The organism is Streptomyces sp. NPDC005774 (assembly GCF_042871645.1).
In the GTDB taxonomy this organism is placed as follows: Bacteria; Actinomycetota; Actinomycetes; order Streptomycetales; family Streptomycetaceae; genus Streptomyces; species Streptomyces pratens.
Genome location: NZ_JBIAIV010000007.1, coordinates 67,520 through 83,661, shown reverse-complemented (window position 1 = coordinate 83,661; position 16,142 = coordinate 67,520). Strand labels below are relative to the sequence as shown.

General features: G+C 71.0%; 14 protein-coding genes and 1 pseudogene. 14 read left to right on the top strand and 1 reads right to left on the bottom strand.

Features of this window, described 5'->3' with window-relative positions:
* Positions 1 to 5 precede the first annotated feature (5 nt).
* From ACFYQA_RS09175 to ffh, 5 genes are all read left to right on the top strand, one after another.
* Complete coding sequence (locus tag ACFYQA_RS09175; protein ID WP_388913802.1) at positions 6 to 1,499, top strand: hypothetical protein; 1,494 nt, start codon at positions 6 to 8, stop codon at positions 1,497 to 1,499.
* A 481-nt stretch (positions 1,500 to 1,980) separates the two neighbouring features.
* Positions 1,981 to 3,318, top strand: a complete 1,338-nt coding sequence (locus ACFYQA_RS09170) for an ammonium transporter (protein ID WP_388913799.1) — start codon at positions 1,981 to 1,983, stop codon at positions 3,316 to 3,318.
* Positions 3,315 to 3,653 carry a P-II family nitrogen regulator gene (locus tag ACFYQA_RS09165; RefSeq protein WP_388913796.1) on the top strand — a complete coding sequence of 113 codons (339 nt, stop codon included), beginning with the start codon at positions 3,315 to 3,317 and terminating at the stop codon, positions 3,651 to 3,653. The genes ACFYQA_RS09170 and ACFYQA_RS09165 overlap by 4 nt, the downstream gene beginning before the upstream one ends.
* A 28-nt stretch (positions 3,654 to 3,681) precedes the next feature.
* On the top strand, positions 3,682 to 6,135 hold the full coding sequence (locus tag ACFYQA_RS09160; protein WP_388913793.1) for a [protein-PII] uridylyltransferase: 2,454 nt from the start codon (positions 3,682 to 3,684) through the stop codon (positions 6,133 to 6,135).
* A 220-nt stretch (positions 6,136 to 6,355) separates the two neighbouring features.
* Positions 6,356 to 7,906, top strand: a complete 1,551-nt coding sequence (ffh, locus tag ACFYQA_RS09155; protein ID WP_388913790.1) for a signal recognition particle protein — start codon at positions 6,356 to 6,358, stop codon at positions 7,904 to 7,906.
* A gap of 317 nt (positions 7,907 to 8,223) precedes the next feature.
* Here ffh and ACFYQA_RS09150 read toward each other — a convergent pair whose 3' ends face one another.
* Positions 8,224 to 9,123 (bottom strand): methyltransferase domain-containing protein, encoded by a 900-nt coding sequence (locus ACFYQA_RS09150; RefSeq protein WP_388913787.1) that lies wholly within the window; start codon positions 9,121 to 9,123, stop codon positions 8,224 to 8,226.
* Between the two features lie 617 nt (positions 9,124 to 9,740).
* Between ACFYQA_RS09150 and ACFYQA_RS09145 the strand changes: the two genes are divergently transcribed.
* The 9 genes and pseudogenes from ACFYQA_RS09145 (at position 9,741) to lepB (ACFYQA_RS09105) (ending at position 16,092) form a co-directional block, all read left to right on the top strand.
* On the top strand, positions 9,741 to 10,343 hold the full coding sequence (locus ACFYQA_RS09145; protein ID WP_386407037.1) for a hypothetical protein: 603 nt from the start codon (positions 9,741 to 9,743) through the stop codon (positions 10,341 to 10,343).
* A 349-nt stretch (positions 10,344 to 10,692) separates the two neighbouring features.
* Positions 10,693 to 11,112 carry a 30S ribosomal protein S16 gene (gene rpsP, locus ACFYQA_RS09140; protein ID WP_388913784.1) on the top strand — a complete coding sequence of 140 codons (420 nt, stop codon included), beginning with the start codon at positions 10,693 to 10,695 and terminating at the stop codon, positions 11,110 to 11,112.
* Between the two features lie 2 nt (positions 11,113 to 11,114).
* A complete protein-coding gene (locus ACFYQA_RS09135) occupies positions 11,115 to 11,354 on the top strand; it encodes an RNA-binding protein (RefSeq protein ID WP_005479813.1) in 240 nt (79 codons plus the stop codon).
* An 81-nt stretch (positions 11,355 to 11,435) separates the two neighbouring features.
* On the top strand, positions 11,436 to 12,023 hold the full coding sequence (rimM, locus tag ACFYQA_RS09130) for a ribosome maturation factor RimM (RefSeq protein ID WP_388913781.1): 588 nt from the start codon (positions 11,436 to 11,438) through the stop codon (positions 12,021 to 12,023).
* A complete protein-coding gene (gene trmD / locus ACFYQA_RS09125; RefSeq protein ID WP_388913778.1) occupies positions 12,023 to 12,856 on the top strand; it encodes a tRNA (guanosine(37)-N1)-methyltransferase TrmD in 834 nt (277 codons plus the stop codon). Before rimM ends, trmD begins: the two co-directional genes overlap by 1 nt.
* A 131-nt stretch (positions 12,857 to 12,987) precedes the next feature.
* Positions 12,988 to 13,338, top strand: a complete 351-nt coding sequence (rplS, locus tag ACFYQA_RS09120) for a 50S ribosomal protein L19 (protein ID WP_388913775.1) — start codon at positions 12,988 to 12,990, stop codon at positions 13,336 to 13,338.
* 33 nt (positions 13,339 to 13,371) lie between these two features.
* Positions 13,372 to 14,124, top strand: coding sequence for a signal peptidase I (lepB, locus tag ACFYQA_RS09115; protein ID WP_388913772.1), 753 nt, complete (start codon positions 13,372 to 13,374; stop codon positions 14,122 to 14,124).
* Positions 14,117 to 15,212, top strand: a pseudogene (lepB, locus tag ACFYQA_RS09110) (signal peptidase I). The gene lepB (ACFYQA_RS09115) and the pseudogene lepB (ACFYQA_RS09110) overlap by 8 nt, the downstream one beginning before the upstream one ends.
* Entirely contained in the window at positions 15,100 to 16,092 is a 993-nt protein-coding gene (gene lepB / locus ACFYQA_RS09105; protein WP_388913769.1) for a signal peptidase I, read from the top strand. Before lepB (ACFYQA_RS09110) ends, lepB (ACFYQA_RS09105) begins: the two are co-directional and overlap by 113 nt.
* Positions 16,093 to 16,142: the final 50 nt, after the last annotated feature.

The window sequence follows — 16,142 nt, the reverse complement described above, 5'->3', positions numbered from 1 at the left end:
TTCCAGTGAGCGGCAACGGCGGTGGCGGGACGAACGCTGCGAGTACTCGGAAGCGTCCGAACGAGCTGCTCGCCTCGTGGTTCGTCCGCAGCGGCTGGTCCAAGGGCGAGCTCGCCCGCCAGGTCAACCGCCGGGCCCGCCGGCTGGGCGCCGGCCACATCTCCACCGACACCTCGCGTGTGCGCCGCTGGCTGGACGGCGAGAATCCGCGCGAGCCCATCCCCCGGATCCTCTCCGAGCTGTTCTCCGAGCGCTTCGGCGTCGTCGTGTCCGTCGAGGACCTGGGCCTGCGCACCACCCGGCCCTCGCCCTCCGCGACCGGCGTCGACCTGCCCTGGACGGGCCCGCAGACCGTGGCCCTGCTCAGCGAGTTCTCGCGCAGCGACCTGATGCTCGCCCGGCGCGGCTTCCTCGGGAGCTCGCTGGGCCTCTCCGCGGGCCCGTCCCTCATCGAGCCCATGCAGCGCTGGCTCGTCCCCTCCCCGTCCGCGGCGCAGTCCCGCCCGGAGCCCGAACCGGCCTCCGTCGGCCGAGCACGCGGCCGGCTGTCCCAGCCGGAGCTGGACCTGCTGGAGACCACCACCGTGATGTTCCGGCAGTGGGACGCCCAGTGCGGCGGCGGCCTGCGCCGCAAGGCGGTCGTCGGGCAACTGCACGAGGTGACGGACCTGCTCCAGGACCCCCAGCCCGACCCGGTCCGGCGGCGCCTGTTCAAGGTCGCCGCCGAGCTCGCCGAACTGGCCGGCTGGATGTCGTACGACGTCGGGCTGCAGCCCACCGCGCAGAAGTACCACGTCCTCGCCCTGCACGCGGCGAAGGAGGCCGGGGACCGGCCGCTCGGCTCGTACATCCTGTCGAATCTGAGCCGGCAGATGATCCACCTCGGCCGGCCCGAGGACGCCCTGGAGCTCATCCATCTCGCGCAGTACGGCAGCCGTGACTGCGCGAGCCCTCGCACCCAGTCGATGCTGTACGCGATGGAGGCCCGCGCTTACGCCAACATGGGCCAGCCCGGCCGGTGCAAGCGCGCGGTCAGGATGGCCGAGGACATCTTCGCCGAGGCCGACGAGTGGGACGAGCCGGACCCCGACTGGATCCGCTTCTTCTCCGAGGCCGAGCTGTACGGCGAAAACTCCCACTCCTTCCGCGACCTCGCCTACGTGGCGGGCCGCAGCCCCACCTACGCCTCGCTCGCCGAGCCGCTGATGCAGCGGGCCGTCGAGCTGTTCGCCGCGGAGGCGGGACGGCACCAGCGGTCGTACGCCCTCAACCTGATCGGCATGGCGACCGTGCATCTGCTCCAGCGCGAACCCGAGCAGGGAGCGGTTCTCGCCACCGACGCCATCAAGGCGGCCAAGAAGGTCCGCTCCGAGCGCGTCAACACTCGTATCCGAAAGACGGTCGACACGGCCGTCCGCGACTTCGGCGACCGGGCCGAGGTCGTCGACCTCACCGAGCGGCTCGCCATCGAACTGCCGGAGACCGCCGAAGCGGTCTGACGCCCCAGAAGCCCCCAGAAGCCCCCAGAAGCCCCCGGAAAGATCCCCGGAAGAACCTCGGAGATCTTCAGGAATCCCGGAGAACCCCGGGAAAACCCAGAGCTCCGGCCGCGGCCGGCCCTCCCGAACTGCCCGACTCGGCTCCCCCATGCCAGGTCATCGGAAGGCCCGCCGCGGCCGGCTTCTTTTTGCGCCTGGGCCGGCGCCGCTTTCGCAGACCTGGTTGCTCGCCCTCGTGGTTGCTCAACCGATGGTCGCGATGCCATGGGCGAAGGTTGCGTCACGATAGCGATCGGCACTTTCCGCATCCGGCAGTTCATCGACGCGTAACACACCGGGTGCCTTCGTCACGGCGGCGAAACAGCGAGGGGCTTCCACCGAAACGGCGCTGCGCGAATCTCTTGGCGCAGAACCGGCCCACCCCTCACGACCCGCTCAGGCTTCGCCCGCACGGGGCCGTACCAACGACGAGGAGACGCCGATGGCACCTGCCATCACCCTTGCCGCAGAAGCGCCCACGCTCTCTGCCGCCAACACAGGGTTCATGCTCATCTGTTCCGCTCTGGTGATGCTCATGACGCCGGGCCTGGCCTTCTTCTACGGAGGCATGGTCCGGGTCAAGAGCACCCTGAACATGCTGATGATGAGCTTCATCAGCCTGGGAATCGTCACCATCCTGTGGGTGCTGTACGGCTTCTCCATGGCGTTCGGCACCGACTCCGGCGGCGTCGTCGGCTGGAACTCCGACTGGGTCGGCCTCAGCGACATCGGCCTGACCGAACTGTGGGACGGCACCACCATCCCGCTCTTCGTCTTCCTGGTCTTCCAGATGATGTTCGCCGTCCTGACGCCCGCCCTGATCAGTGGCGCGCTCGCGGACCGCGTGAAGTTCACCGCGTGGGGGCTGTTCGTCGTGCTGTGGGCCACCGTCGTCTACTTCCCGGTCGCGCACTGGGTCTGGGGCTCCGGCGGCTGGGCCTTCGAGCTGGGCGTCATCGACTTCGCCGGCGGTACGGCCGTCCACATCAACGCGGGTGCCGCCGCCCTCGGCGTCATCCTGGTGATCGGCAAGCGGATCGGCTTCAAGAAGGACCCGATGCGCCCGCACAGCCTGCCGCTGGTCATGCTCGGCGCGGCCCTGCTGTGGTTCGGCTGGTTCGGCTTCAACGCCGGTTCCTGGCTCGGCAACGACGACGGCGTCGGCGCGCTGATGTTCGTCAACACCCAGATCGCCGCCGCCGCCGCCGTCCTCGGCTGGCTCGCCTACGAGAAGATCCGCCACGGCGCGTTCACCACGCTCGGTGCCGCCTCCGGCGCGGTCGCGGGCCTGGTCGCCATCACCCCGGCCGGCGGCGCGGTCACCCCGCTCGGCGCGATCGCCGTCGGCGCCGTCTCCGGTGTGCTGTGCGCCATGGCCGTCGGCCTGAAGTACAGGTTCGGCTACGACGACTCCCTGGACGTCGTCGGCGTCCACCTCGTCGGCGGCATCATCGGCTCCCTCCTCGTCGGCCTCCTCGCCAGCGGCAAGGGCCAGTCCGACGTCGAGGGCCTCTTCTACGGCGGCGGCCTCGACCAGTTCTGGAAGCAGTGCGCCGGTGTCTTCGGTGTCCTCGCCTACTCCCTGGTCGTCTCCGCGCTCCTCGCCTTCCTCCTCGACCGGACGATCGGTATGCGAGTCTCCGAGGACGACGAGGTGGCCGGCATCGACCGGGCCGAGCACGCCGAGACCGCATACGACTACAGCGGTGCCGGCGGCGGCGCCCGCAGCACCGCCACGGCGCCCGCAGACCGGGCCGAGAGCAAGAAGGTGGACGCATGAAGCTCATCACCGCCGTCGTCAAGCCGCACCGGCTCGACGAGATCAAGGAGGCCCTGCAGGCTTTCGGGGTACACGGTCTGACGGTCACCGAGGCCAGCGGCTATGGCCGCCAGCGCGGCCACACCGAGGTCTACCGCGGTGCCGAGTACACCGTCGACCTGGTCCCCAAGATCCGCATCGAGGTGCTGGTCGAGGACGACGACGCCGAGCGGCTGATCGACGTCGTCGTCAAGGCGGCCCGTACCGGCAAGATCGGTGACGGCAAGGTCTGGTCGATCCCGGTCGACACGGCCGTACGGGTCCGGACCGGCGAGCGCGGCCCGGAAGCGCTCTGAGACAGACCGACGGAACAGGAGTCGCCGGGTGACGAGCCCCGACACGCACGACGAGACACAGGACTCGGGACCCAGCGGCTACGCGGCGGCCCGGCTGCGCCTCCTCACGGAGGAGGCGCGGTCCGGGCCACCGCGCCGTGCCGCCCTCGCCCGGCTCACGGACGACTGGCTCACCGGACTGTTCGCCGCGGGCACCGAACAGTCGCGCGGGGTCTCCCTGATCGCGGTCGGCGGCTACGGGCGCGGCGAACTGTCCCCGCGCAGCGACCTCGACCTGCTCCTGCTGCACGACGGCAGCGATCCCAAGGCCGTCGCCGCCCTCGCCGACCGGCTCTGGTACCCCGTGTGGGACCTGGGCATCGCCCTCGACCACTCCGTCCGCACCCTGGCCGAGGCCCGCCGCACCGCCGGCGAGGACCTCAAGGTCCAGCTGGGCCTCCTGGACGCCCGGCACATCGCCGGGGACCTCGGACTCACCGCCGCCCTGCGCACCGCCGTCCTGGCCGACTGGCGCAACCAGGCACCCAAACGCCTCCCCGAACTCCAGGAGCTCGGCGCCGAACGCGCCGAACGGCAGGGCGAGCTGCAGTACCTCCTGGAACCCGACCTCAAGGAGGCCCGCGGCGGGCTGCGCGACGCCACCGTGCTGCGCGCCGTCGCCGCCTCCTGGCTCGCCGACGCCCCGCGCGAGGGACTCGCCGACGCCCGCCGCCGGCTCCTCGACGTACGGGACGCGCTGCACCTGACGACCGGCCGAGCCACCGACCGGCTCGCGCTCCAGGAACAGGACCAGGTCGCCGCCGGACTCGGCCTGCTCGACGCCGACACCCTGCTGCGCCAGGTGTACGAGGCCGCCCGGGCCATCGCGTACGCCGGCGACGTCACCTGGCGCGAAGTCGGCCGCGTGCTGCGCTCCCGGGCCATGCGGCCGCGGCTGCGCGCCATCATCGGCGGCGGAAAGCAGAACGCCGAGCGCTCGCCGCTGGCCGAGGGCGTCGTCGAGCAGGACGGCGAAGCGGTCCTGGCCCGTACCGCACGCCCCGAACGCGACCCCGTGCTCCCGCTGCGTGCCGCGGCCGCCGCCGCACAGGCGGGACTCCCGCTGTCGCTCCACGCCGTCCGGCGCCTCGCCGCCACCGTGCGCCCACTGTCCACACCCTGGCCCGCCGAGGCCCGCGAACAGCTGGTGACCCTGCTGGGCGCCGGCCGCCCCACCGTCGACGTCTGGGAAGCACTGGAGGCGGAAGGCCTGATCACACGGCTGCTGCCGGACTGGGAGCGGGTCCGCTGCCGCCCGCAGCGCAATGCCGTGCACCTGTGGACCGTCGACCGGCACCTCATCGAGACGGCGGTCCGCGCCTCCGCCTTCACCCGGCGCGTCCACCGCCCCGACCTGCTCCTGGTCGCCGCGCTGCTGCACGACATCGGCAAGGGCCGGCCCGGCGACCACTCCGTGGCCGGCGAGACCATCGTGCGGGACATGGCCGCGCGGATCGGCTTCGACCGCGCCGACGCGGGCGTCCTCGCCACCCTCGTACGCCACCACCTGCTGCTCGTCGAGACAGCCACCCGCCGCGACCTCGACGACCCGGCCACGGTGCGCGCGGTCGCCGACGCCGTCGGCACCCAGGGCACCCTGGAGCTGCTGCACGCCCTGACCGAGGCGGACGCACTGGCCACCGGACCGGCCGCCTGGTCGGCCTGGCGCGCCTCACTCGTCACCGACCTGGTCAAACGCGTCTCGGCGGTGCCGGCCGGGGACCCGCCGGAGGAACCCGAGGCCGCCGCGCCCACCACCGAGCAGGAACGGCTCGCCCTCGAGGCGATCGCCACCGGAGGCCCGGTGCTGTCCCTGCGCGCCCGGACCGAACCACCGGCCGGGCCGGAACCGGCCCCGGCCGACGAGCCGGAACCCCTCGGCGTGGAGCTGCTGATCGCCGTACCCGACCAGGCGGGTGTGCTCCCCGCGGCCGCCGGTGTACTCGCCCTGCACCGCCTGACCGTCCGCACCGCCGAACTGCGCACCCTCGAGCTGCCGGAGGGCGTCGAGGGATCCGTTCTGCTGCTCGACTGGAGGGTCGCCGCCGAGTACGGCTCGCTGCCCCAGGCCGTCCGCCTGCGCGCCGACCTCGTCCGTGCCCTGGACGGCACCCTGAACATCGCCGGCCGCCTCGCCGAACGCGACGCCGCCTACCCGAGACGCCGGGGTGTGGTCCCGCCCCCGGCCCGGGTGACGGTCGCTCCGGCCGCGTCCCGCCTGGCCACGGTGATCGAGGTCCGGGCGCAGGACGCGCCGGGGCTGCTGTTCCGGATCGGGCGGGCACTGGAGGACGCGGCCGTACGCGTACGCAGCGCCCACGCGAGCACACTGGGCGCGAACGCGGTCGATGCCTTCTACGTGACCACCCCGGAGGGCGCGCCTCTACCAGGCGAGGAGGCGGTATCGGTGGCCCGGAAGCTGGAGGAGACGTTGCGGGCGTGACCCTGCGGTCGTTTCCCGCGTTGATCGGGTGTGCTCCCCGCCGGTGCGGGGATGGTCCTCTGGCCGAGCGGTCCTCAGAGGCACGCAATATGTGATCCCCGCCCATGCGGGGATTCGTCCCCGTCCACTGGCTGCAGCGGGCGGGGACGATTTGCTTGCCGGGCCGGATACCCTGGAGGGCAGCCCAGTTCCGCCCCCGACCTCGAGGACCGACGCCGCCGTGTTCGATACTCTCTCCGACCGCCTCAGCGCGACCTTCAAAAACCTCCGCGGAAAAGGCCGGCTGAGCGAAGCGGACATCGACGCCACGGCGCGCGACATCCGTATCGCCCTCCTCGAAGCGGACGTGGCCCTCCCCGTCGTCCGGGCATTCATCAAGAATGTCAAGGACAGGGCTTTGGGAGCCGAGGTCTCCAAGGCGCTCAACCCGGCGCAGCAGTTCATCAAGATCGTCAACGACGAGCTGGTGGGCATCCTCGGCGGCGAGACGCGTCGGCTGCGGTTCGCCAAGCAGCCGCCCACCGTGATCATGCTGGCCGGTCTGCAGGGTGCCGGTAAGACCACCCTCGCGGGCAAGCTCGGCCACTGGCTCAAGGAGCAGGGCCACTCGCCGCTCCTGGTCGCCTGTGACCTCCAGCGCCCCAACGCCGTCAACCAGCTCAGCGTCGTCGCCGAGCGCGCCGGTGTGGCGGTCTACGCGCCCGAGCCGGGCAACGGCGTGGGCGACCCGGTCAAGGTCGCCAAGGACTCCATCGAGTTCGCCAAGTCCAAGGTCCACGACATCGTCATCGTGGACACCGCCGGCCGCCTGGGCATCGACCAGGAGCTGATGCGGCAGGCCGCGGACATCAGGGACGCCGTCTCGCCCGACGAGATCCTGTTCGTCGTCGACGCGATGATCGGCCAGGACGCCGTCAACACCGCCGAGGCCTTCCGCGACGGCGTCGGCTTCGACGGCGTGGTGCTCTCCAAGCTCGACGGCGACGCCCGCGGTGGTGCGGCCCTGTCGATCGCCTCGGTGACCGGCAAGCCGATCATGTTCGCGTCGAACGGTGAGAAGCTCGACGAGTTCGACGCCTTCCACCCCGACCGGATGGCCTCCCGCATCCTCGACATGGGTGACCTGCTCACCCTGATCGAGCAGGCGGAGAAGACGTTCAGCCAGGACGAGGCCGAGAAGATGGCCTCCAAGCTGGCGTCGAAGAAGGGCCAGGACTTCACCCTGGACGACTTCCTGGCCCAGATGGAGCAGGTCAGGAAGATGGGCAGCATCTCGAAGCTGCTCGGCATGCTGCCCGGCATGGGGCAGATCAAGGACCAGATCAACAACCTCGACGAGCGGGACGTCGACCGCACGGCCGCGATCATCAAGTCGATGACCCCGGCCGAGCGCCAGGACGCGACGATCATCAACGGCTCGCGCCGCGCCCGCATCGCCAAGGGCTCGGGTGTCGAGGTCAGCGCGGTGAAGAACCTTGTCGAGCGGTTCTTCGAGGCCCGCAAGATGATGTCCCGCATGGCCCAGGGCGGCGGCATGCCGGGGATGCCCGGGATGCCGGGCATGGGCGGCGGCCCCGGCCGGGCGAAGAAGAAGCAGAAGCAGGCCAAGGGCAAGCAGCGCTCCGGCAACCCGATGAAGCGCAAGCAGCAGGAGGAGGAGGCCGCCCAGCGCCGCGCCGCCGCGGCCGAGGGCGGCAACGCCTTCGGGCTGCCGCAGCAGGGCAGTCAGGAATTCGAGCTGCCGGACGAGTTCAAGAAGTTCATGGGCTGACCAGGGCCTGCCCGGCGGATCATCCCGCAGACGCGGGGGCCGGCGCGCCCTCCCCCAAGCTCTTCGAGCAGGGGGTGCCCCCATCGCGTCGACGCCCTCCTCCGCCTTGCAGCTGGACGCTCCCCCGCGCTCGAACATGCTCGCGCGGGAGGGGCCCCATCGCCCTCGCTCACCTGCGCTGACAAGGCACCGCCAATGCCCTGCGACCTGGTCCGCCGGACAGACCCTAATCCGGGGCCAACGGCCTTCCCGCGTCACGGGGCACCCCTTCGGCATGGGGTGCCCCGTGACGTATGTGCGCAGTACCTGCGGCGGTGTCAGAGTGTCCGCGCGATCAGGTACCGGAACACGTTCGGCATCCACACCGTCCCGTCCTGCCGCTCGTACGGATGCAGTGCCTCGGCGATTTCCTTGTCCACCTGGATCCGGTCCGTCGCCGAGATCGCCGGATCGAACAGTCCCGTCGACAGTAGACCCCGCACGGCGCTGTCCACGTCGGCGTATCCGAAGGGGCAGGCCACCCGTCCCGAGCCGTCCGGCCTGAGGCCCGCTCGCCGGGCGACGTCCTCCAGGTCGTCGCGGTGCGCGGGGCGCCAGATTCCCGTGCCGCGCAGCGGCTCCGCCAGCCTGGTGGCCACCCGGAGCACGGACGCCGTGGCGCAGCGCTCCGGCGGACCCCAGCCGGCGAGCACCACGGCCGCTCCGCGACCGGCGAGCGGAACCGCCTCGGTGAGCTGTTCGCTCAGCCCGTCCGCGTCCCCCGCGAGGCATCCGATGGGTTCGAAGGCGGTCACCACGGTGTACGCGGGGCTGCGCCCGCCGGCCGTTCCCGTACCGGAAGTCGCCGTGTCCGCCGTGCCCCCGCGGGCCATGTCCCCGGGGGAGCCGTCCACGATCTGGGCGTCCGTATGCGCGTGTGCGTCCCGCCCGGCGGCCAGCAGCCGCTCGCGCGCGAGGGTCAGCCGGTCCGACGAGGTGTCGACGCCGGTGACCGCGGCGCCCCGGGAGGCCGCCATCAGTAGGGCGAGTCCCGAACCGCAGCCGAGGCCGAGCAGCCGCGTCCCGGACCCCACGTCCAATCGCCGGTAGACGGCCTCGTAGAGCGGTACGAGCATCCTCTCCTGTATCTCGGACCAGTCACGCGCACGTGCCCGCCGGTCCACGCGAGGGCCGTGGCCTGTGCGAGGAAGGTGCTGCCGCACGAGCGTAGGTGTCATAGGTAAGCGCCCCAATCAGCCGAGAGTTGCCGCGCCGCCCGATCACCTCGCCCCCGCGCGGCGCGCTCGCACTACCCCCGTCATGCCAGGAAACTCCGCCCTCGACCCGGCGTCCAGTGGAGCGGGGCAATGGCTTGGGAGTTGCTCGTGCCAGTGGCAAGAATTCACATTCCGGTAATCCGGGGGAGACCGGATGATTCCGGCCAAGGTCCACAAACCGGTGGTCGCGGGTAGGTCCGGGCGGGCGACGGGAGCGGAGGACGGGAGCGGGGGCGGACCGGTGTCGGGTGTCGGCGGTGGACGGGGTAACGTCGTGACCGCAGCATGCGCCCGCGGAGCCGGGGCCGGTCCGGGTCGCTCCGTCGAGAGGCGGCCGAAACGCCCCTTGCGCATCCACGGGTCACGGGAACACCGGCGCGCGGACACCGCGTACGCGCCGGGCCGGGGGTCCGTGTACGTCAGCCTACGCACCACCTTGAGGTGAGCTGTGAGGCTTCTCCGCAGATCAGCGCACCCGCCCTCGTCGAGACGCATGAGCAGATACTGACGGGTAAGGGCAAAATATTTGGGATGCCCCGGAATCGGAACACAGAGGCACCCCGGCTCGTTGTCATTACGTGAGCACGACACAGACACCACCTGTACTCGCCGCAGAACTGGCGCAGGCGTGGGCCGATATTCAGCGGTACCACCCCGAGTTGCCCGATCTTGCCGCGCCCGAGTCCCTGATCGGGGAGTCGTCGTCCGCGTGCGGTCACGAGCTCTCCTTCGAGCGACTGCTGCACGAGGCAGTCCATGGCATCGCCGCCGCACGCGGCGTACGCGACACTTCCCGCGCCGGCCGCTACCACAACCGCAGATTCCTCGCGATCGCCGAGGAACTGGGCCTGGACCACCCCGACGAGCCGCATCCCAGCAGCGGCTTCTCGCTGGTCTCCCTCACTCCGGAGGCGAAGCGACGCTACCGTCCGACGATCGAGCACCTCCAGCGCGCCCTGAAGGCGCACTCCGCCGCGACCGCGGGTGACACCGCCCGCAGTTTCCGCGGTCCGGCGGCGCGTCACGGCTCGTCCGGCGGTGGTGTGCGCGTCAAGGCCGTCTGCGACTGCGGTCGCAATGTGCGGGTCGTCCCGTCGGTCCTGGCACAGGCTCCCATCGTCTGCGGCGGCTGTGGCAAGCCGTTCCGGATTCCCGAGGGGGTGGCCGCGGCCGCGAGCTGACAGCAATCCGGCATCTCGTGGGTGCCGGACGCACGTCAGGCGCGCGGATGCCGTCCACGTCCGCGCATCCGTGTCGGTCGTGCCGCCTCGCCGGTACCCGACGCAGTCGGTACGGTCCCCGTCACGCCGGGTGCGCAGGGTGCCGGCGAGCCGTGCCCCGGTGTGGCCTGCCGCGCCCCGCGGTCCCCGGCGCCCCGCGGGGTGTGGCAGAATGGCCAGCTGTACTCGACGGCCGTACAGGACCCCTCTCTCCTCCGGCTGACGCGTCCATCGGGCACTCGGGTACCGCAACCCCACGCGGCCGTCCCGCCGTGCCCAATCACGTCAAAAACCAGGAGAACCCACTCCCGTGGCAGTCAAGATCAAGCTGAAGCGTCTGGGCAAGATCCGTTCGCCTCACTACCGCATCGTCGTCGCCGACTCCCGTACCCGCCGTGACGGCCGGGCCATCGAGGAGATCGGCAAGTACCACCCGACATACAACCCGTCGGTGATGGAGGTCGACGGCGAGCGCGTGGCGTACTGGCTCGGCGTCGGCGCCCAGCCGACCGAGCCCGTGCTCGCCATCCTGAAGAAGACCGGCGACTGGCAGAAGTTCAAGGGCGAGCCCGCCCCGGCTCCGCTGCTCCAGCAGGCCGAGAAGGTCGACCGCCCGTTGTTCGAGGCGCTCGGTGGCGAGGACGAGGGCAAGGGTGAGGCCATCACCCAGAAGAAGAAGACTGAGAAGAAGGACGAGGCCTCGGCCGAGTCCGCGTCGACCGAGGCCTGAGCATGCTCGAGGAGGCTCTCGAGCACCTCGTGAAGGGCATCGTCGACAATCCCGACGATGTGCAGGTCGCCTCGCGCGACCTGCGTCGCGGGCGTGTGCTCGAGGTCCGGGTCCACCCGGACGACCTCGGCAAGGTGATCGGCCGCAACGGCCGCACTGCACGCGCCCTGCGCACCGTCGTGGGCGCCATCGGCGGCCGCGGTGTCCGTGTCGACCTCGTCGACGTGGACCACGTCCGCTGACGCTCAGCGCAACCGGCTCGGGCCGGGGAGGGCCTCAGGGCCGTCCCCGGCCCGTCGTCGTACGACAGGAGATCAAGCACAGTGCAGCTGGTAGTCGCTCGCATCGGCCGTGCCCACGGCATCAAGGGCGAGGTCACCGTGGAGGTCCGCACCGACGAGCCGGAGCTGAGACTCGGGCCCGGTGCCGTTCTGGCCACCGACCCCGCCTCCGCCGGACCGCTCACCATCGAGACCGGCCGGGTGCACAGCGGCCGCCTCCTGCTGCGCTTCGAGGGCGTCCGTGACCGCACCGGCGCCGAGGCGCTGCGCAACACCCTCCTCATCGCCGAGATCGACCCGGACGAGAAGCCCGAGGACGAGGACGAGTACTACGACCACCAGCTGATCGACCTCGACGTCGTGACCCGGGACGGGCAGCCGGTGGGCCGGATCACCGAGATCGCCCACCTGCCGACGCAGGACCTCTTCGTGGTGGAGCGCCCCGACGGCGGCGAGGTACTCGTGCCGTTCGTGGAGCAGATCGTCACCGAGATCGACCTCGAGGAACAGCGCGCGGTCATCGACCCGCCGCCGGGCCTCATCGACGACCGGTCCGCCCGCGACGAAGTCGCTGACGAGGACGGCGCCGCCTCGCGGGACGAGGACGCCGCCTCGCGGGACGAGGCGTGATGCGGCTCGACGTCGTCACCATCTTTCCCGAGTACCTCGAGCCGCTGAACGTCTCCCTCGTCGGCAAGGCGCGCGCGCGTGGACAACTGGACGTCCAGGTGCACGACCTCCGCTCCTGGACCCACGACCGGCACAACACCGTCGACGACACCCCGTACGGCGGCGGTCCCGGCATGGTCATGAAGACCGAGCCGTGGGGCGAGGCGCTCGACGAGATCCTGGCGGACGGCTACGAGGCCGGTGCACACGCGCCCGCCCTGATCGTCCCCACCCCCAGCGGCCGCCCCTTCACCCAGGAACTCGCCGTCCACCTCTCCGAGCGCCCCTGGCTGATCTTCACCCCGGCCCGCTACGAGGGCATCGACCGGCGCGTCGTCGACGAGTACGCGACCCGCGTGCCGGTGTACGAGGTGTCCATCGGCGACTACGTCCTGGCCGGCGGTGAGGCGGCCGTCCTCGTCGTCACCGAGGCCGTGGCCCGGCTGCTGCCCGGCGTCCTGGGCAACGCCGAGTCCCACCGGGACGACTCCTTCGCCCCGGGCGCCATGGCCAACCTCCTGGAAGGCCCGGTACACACCAAGCCGCCCGTCTGGCGCGACCGGGGAATTCCCGAGGTGCTGCTCAGCGGCCACCACGGGAAGATCGCCCGCTGGCGGCGCGACGAGGCGCTGAGGCGCACCACGGCCAACCGGCCCGACCTCATCGAGCGCTGTGAGCCCAAGGCCTTCGACAAGAAGGACCGCGAGATGCTCTCCATCCTGGGCTGGGAGCCGGACCCGGCCGGGGAGCCGTACGGCCGATTTTGGCGCAGGACCGGCGGCGTGGAAGAATAGGCCGCTGTTGTGCGTCGTCCGGCGTGCGCCCCTGCCGCAGGGGGACACGACGCCCGCCCCGGACCGCACACCCCGATCCGAACCCCTATTGCCGTTGATGACCTGCGGCATCAGCGAAGAAAGCAGACGAAATGTCTCACCTGCTCGACTCCGTCGACTCCGCGTCGCTGCGCAGCGACCTCCCGAACTTCCGTCCCGGTGACACGGTCAACGTCCACGTGCGCGTCATCGAGGGCAGCCGCTCCCGTGTGCAGCAGTTCAAGGGCGTGGTGATCCGCCGCCAGGGTGCCGGCGTGCGCGAGACCTTCACGGTCCGCAAGGTCTCCTTCTCCGTCGGCGTCGAGCGCACCTTCCCGGTGCACACCCCGATCGTCGAGAAGATCGAGCTCGTCACCAAGGGCGACGTCCGCCGCGCCAAGCTGTACTACCTGCGTGAGCTGCGCGGCAAGGCGGCGAAGATCAAGGAGAAGCGCGGGAACTGAGCGCTTCCCGAGGCCGGATAACATCTGGCCTCGATGGACACCGAAGCACAGTCGACGGAGCGCGACCGCTCCCCCCACCCGGCCGGACCCGAGGACACCTCGGGGGCCCCGGGCCCGGAGGGACGGTCGCGTTTCGCGTTGGCAGGGCACCTCGTGGGACGGCTTCCCGGAGGACGAATCACCGTGGCCCTGCTCCTCGTGCTGCTGCTCCTGTCGGCGCTCAGCACCTTCGTGGCCCGGCCGTTCCAGATCCCCAGCGGATCGATGGAGCCCGCGTTGAGGGCCGGGGACCGTGTTCTCGTACTCAAGTTGGCATACCGTTTCGGTGCCGGACCGCAGCGCGGCGACGTGGTCGTGTTCGACGGCACCGAGTATTTCGGGGACGCCGACTACATCAAGCGCGTTGTCGGTGTGGGCGGGGACCACGTGGTCTGCTGCGACAAGGACGGGAGGATCCGGGTGAACGACCGGACGGTCGACGAGTCGGGTTTCCTGTTCCCCGGTGAGAGCGCCTCCACGGTGCCCTTCGACGTCGTGGTCCCCGAGAGGCGCCTGTTCGTGCTCGGCGACCACCGCGGCTCCTCCAGCGACTCCCGTGACCGTCTCGGTTCGCCCGGCGGCGGCACGATCCCGGTGAGCAGGGTGATCGGCCGCGCCGACTGGATCGTCTCGCCCTTCGGCCGTGCCACCCGGCTGCACCGCCCCGACGCCTACGCGCGCGTGCCGGCTCCGGTGCCGACCGCCCGGGCGAACGCGGCGCACCCGGGGGAGGGAACCCATGGGTAACCGCGGCAAACCCCGCGGCGTTCCGGCGAGCGCCGCGGACAACCTGCTGCCCACCGGTGCGCGCCGCGCGGTGAGCGCGTCGAGCGGACGCAGCCGGGTCGACCGGCGCAAACTCCAGCAGAAGGTCAAACGGCGCCGCCGGCGCGGTGCGGTCAAGGAGATACCGCTGCTCATCGGGGTCGCCGTCCTGATAGCGCTGGTGCTGAAGACGTTCCTCGTCCAGGCCTTCGTCATCCCGTCCGGATCCATGGAGCAGACGATCCAGGTCGGCGACCGTGTCCTGGTGGACAAACTGACCCCGTGGTTCGGCTCCAAGCCGCAGCGAGGGGACGTCGTCGTGTTCAAGGACCCCGGCGGCTGGCTGCAGGACGAGCAGCCCACCCCCCAGAAGGAGGACCCGGTCGGCATCAAGCAGGTCAAGGCCGGGCTCACCTTCATCGGCCTGTTGCCCTCGGAGAACGAGAAGGACCTCATCAAGAGGGTCGTGGGGGTCGGCGGCGACCAGGTCCAGTGCTGCGACACACAGGGACGGGTCACCGTCAACGGAGTGCCCCTGGAGGAGGGTGACTACCTCTTCCCGGGGAACGCCCCGTCCACGGCGCCGTTCGACGTCACCGTGCCCCAGGGACGCCTGTGGGTGATGGGCGATCACCGGTCCAACTCCGCCGACTCCCGTGCCCACCAGGACACCGACTACGGCGGCACCGTCTCCGAGGAGGAAGTGGTGGGCCGGGCCATGGTCATCGCCTGGCCGTTCGGCCACTGGAACATGCTGGACGAACCGACGGCCTACGCGTCCGTGTCGGACTCGGCGCCGGGGTTGACCGCTGCCGCCCAGCTGTCGCATAGGGTTGCCCCGGATGATTCGAACGGAATGATTCAGCTCCCGAGCCCTGCGGAACTCCCGCTCGTTATGGGAGTGGTGGGCCTGCGCCGCGCATGGGGCAGGCGGCGGCACAGAGTGAGGAGTTGGGCGTGGGGGATGTGGCGGTTGGCGCACGGTCCGGAGCCGATGGCGAGGAGCACCGCGGGCGTCCCGCGGGGCCCTACGCCCCGGTCGAGGACGGCGCCGCAACCTCCGGGAGTGACTCCCCGGCGGCAGGAGAGGGAAGAGTGACGGACGACCGGTCGGAAAGAGGCGGCCGGGGGCCGGACGAGCCACCCCGCGAGCAGAAGAAACCACGCTCCTTCTGGAAGGAGCTGCCCATCCTGATCGGTATCGCGCTGGTCCTGGCGCTCCTGATCAAGACGTTTCTGCTGCAGGCGTTCTCCATCCCGTCGGACTCGATGCAGAACACCCTGCAGCAGGGCGACCGTGTCCTGGTCGACAAGCTCACCCCCTGGTTCGGCTCCGAGCCCGAGCGCGGCGAGGTCGTGGTCTTCCACGACCCGGACAAATGGCTGGCGGGCGAGCCCACGCCCGCCGCCAACCCGCTGCAGAAGGTCCTCAGCTGGATCGGCCTGATGCCGTCCGCGGAGGAGAAGGACCTGATCAAGAGGGTCATCGGGGTCGGCGGCGACGTCGTCGAGTGCAAGGGCACCGGCCCGCTGACGGTCAACGGCGTCGCCCTGAACGAGGCGGACTACGTCTACCCGGGCAACACCCCGTGCAGCCAGGACGACCAGGGCGGCCAGTTCAAGGTCGAGGTTCCCGAGGGCAAGATCTGGGTCATGGGCGACCACCGGCAGAACTCCCGGGACTCCCGCTACAACCAGGCCGACAAGAACCACGGCATGGTCCCGGTGAGCGACGTCGTCGGCCGTGCCGTCGTCATCGCCTGGCCGGTCGGCCGCTGGGGCATGCTCGAGGTCCCGGACATCTTCGACCAGCCGGCGCTGAGCGCTCCGGCATCGGCCTCCGCGGCGCTGACGGTGGCCCCCCAGGGGGTCGCACTCGTGGGTGCGGTGCCGCTGGTGCTGTGGCGGCGCAGGTGGGACCGCCGGCGCGAGGACGGTCCCAAGTCCTGAGTCTGCGGGCGGACCCAGAGCCTCAGTCTGCGGGCGGACGCAGAGCCGGC

Coding starts and splice junctions, on each gene's coding strand:
- ACFYQA_RS09150 (WP_388913787.1), bottom strand. CDS start 9,123: ATGACACCTACGCTCGTGCGGCAGCACCTTCCTCGCACAGGCCACGGC.
- trmD (WP_388913778.1), top strand. CDS start 12,023: ATGCGGCTCGACGTCGTCACCATCTTTCCCGAGTACCTCGAGCCGCTG.
- ACFYQA_RS09135 (WP_005479813.1), top strand. CDS start 11,115: ATGCTCGAGGAGGCTCTCGAGCACCTCGTGAAGGGCATCGTCGACAAT.
- rplS (WP_388913775.1), top strand. CDS start 12,988: ATGTCTCACCTGCTCGACTCCGTCGACTCCGCGTCGCTGCGCAGCGAC.
- ACFYQA_RS09165 (WP_388913796.1), top strand. CDS start 3,315: ATGAAGCTCATCACCGCCGTCGTCAAGCCGCACCGGCTCGACGAGATC.
- lepB (WP_388913772.1), top strand. CDS start 13,372: ATGGACACCGAAGCACAGTCGACGGAGCGCGACCGCTCCCCCCACCCG.
- ACFYQA_RS09170 (WP_388913799.1), top strand. CDS start 1,981: ATGGCACCTGCCATCACCCTTGCCGCAGAAGCGCCCACGCTCTCTGCC.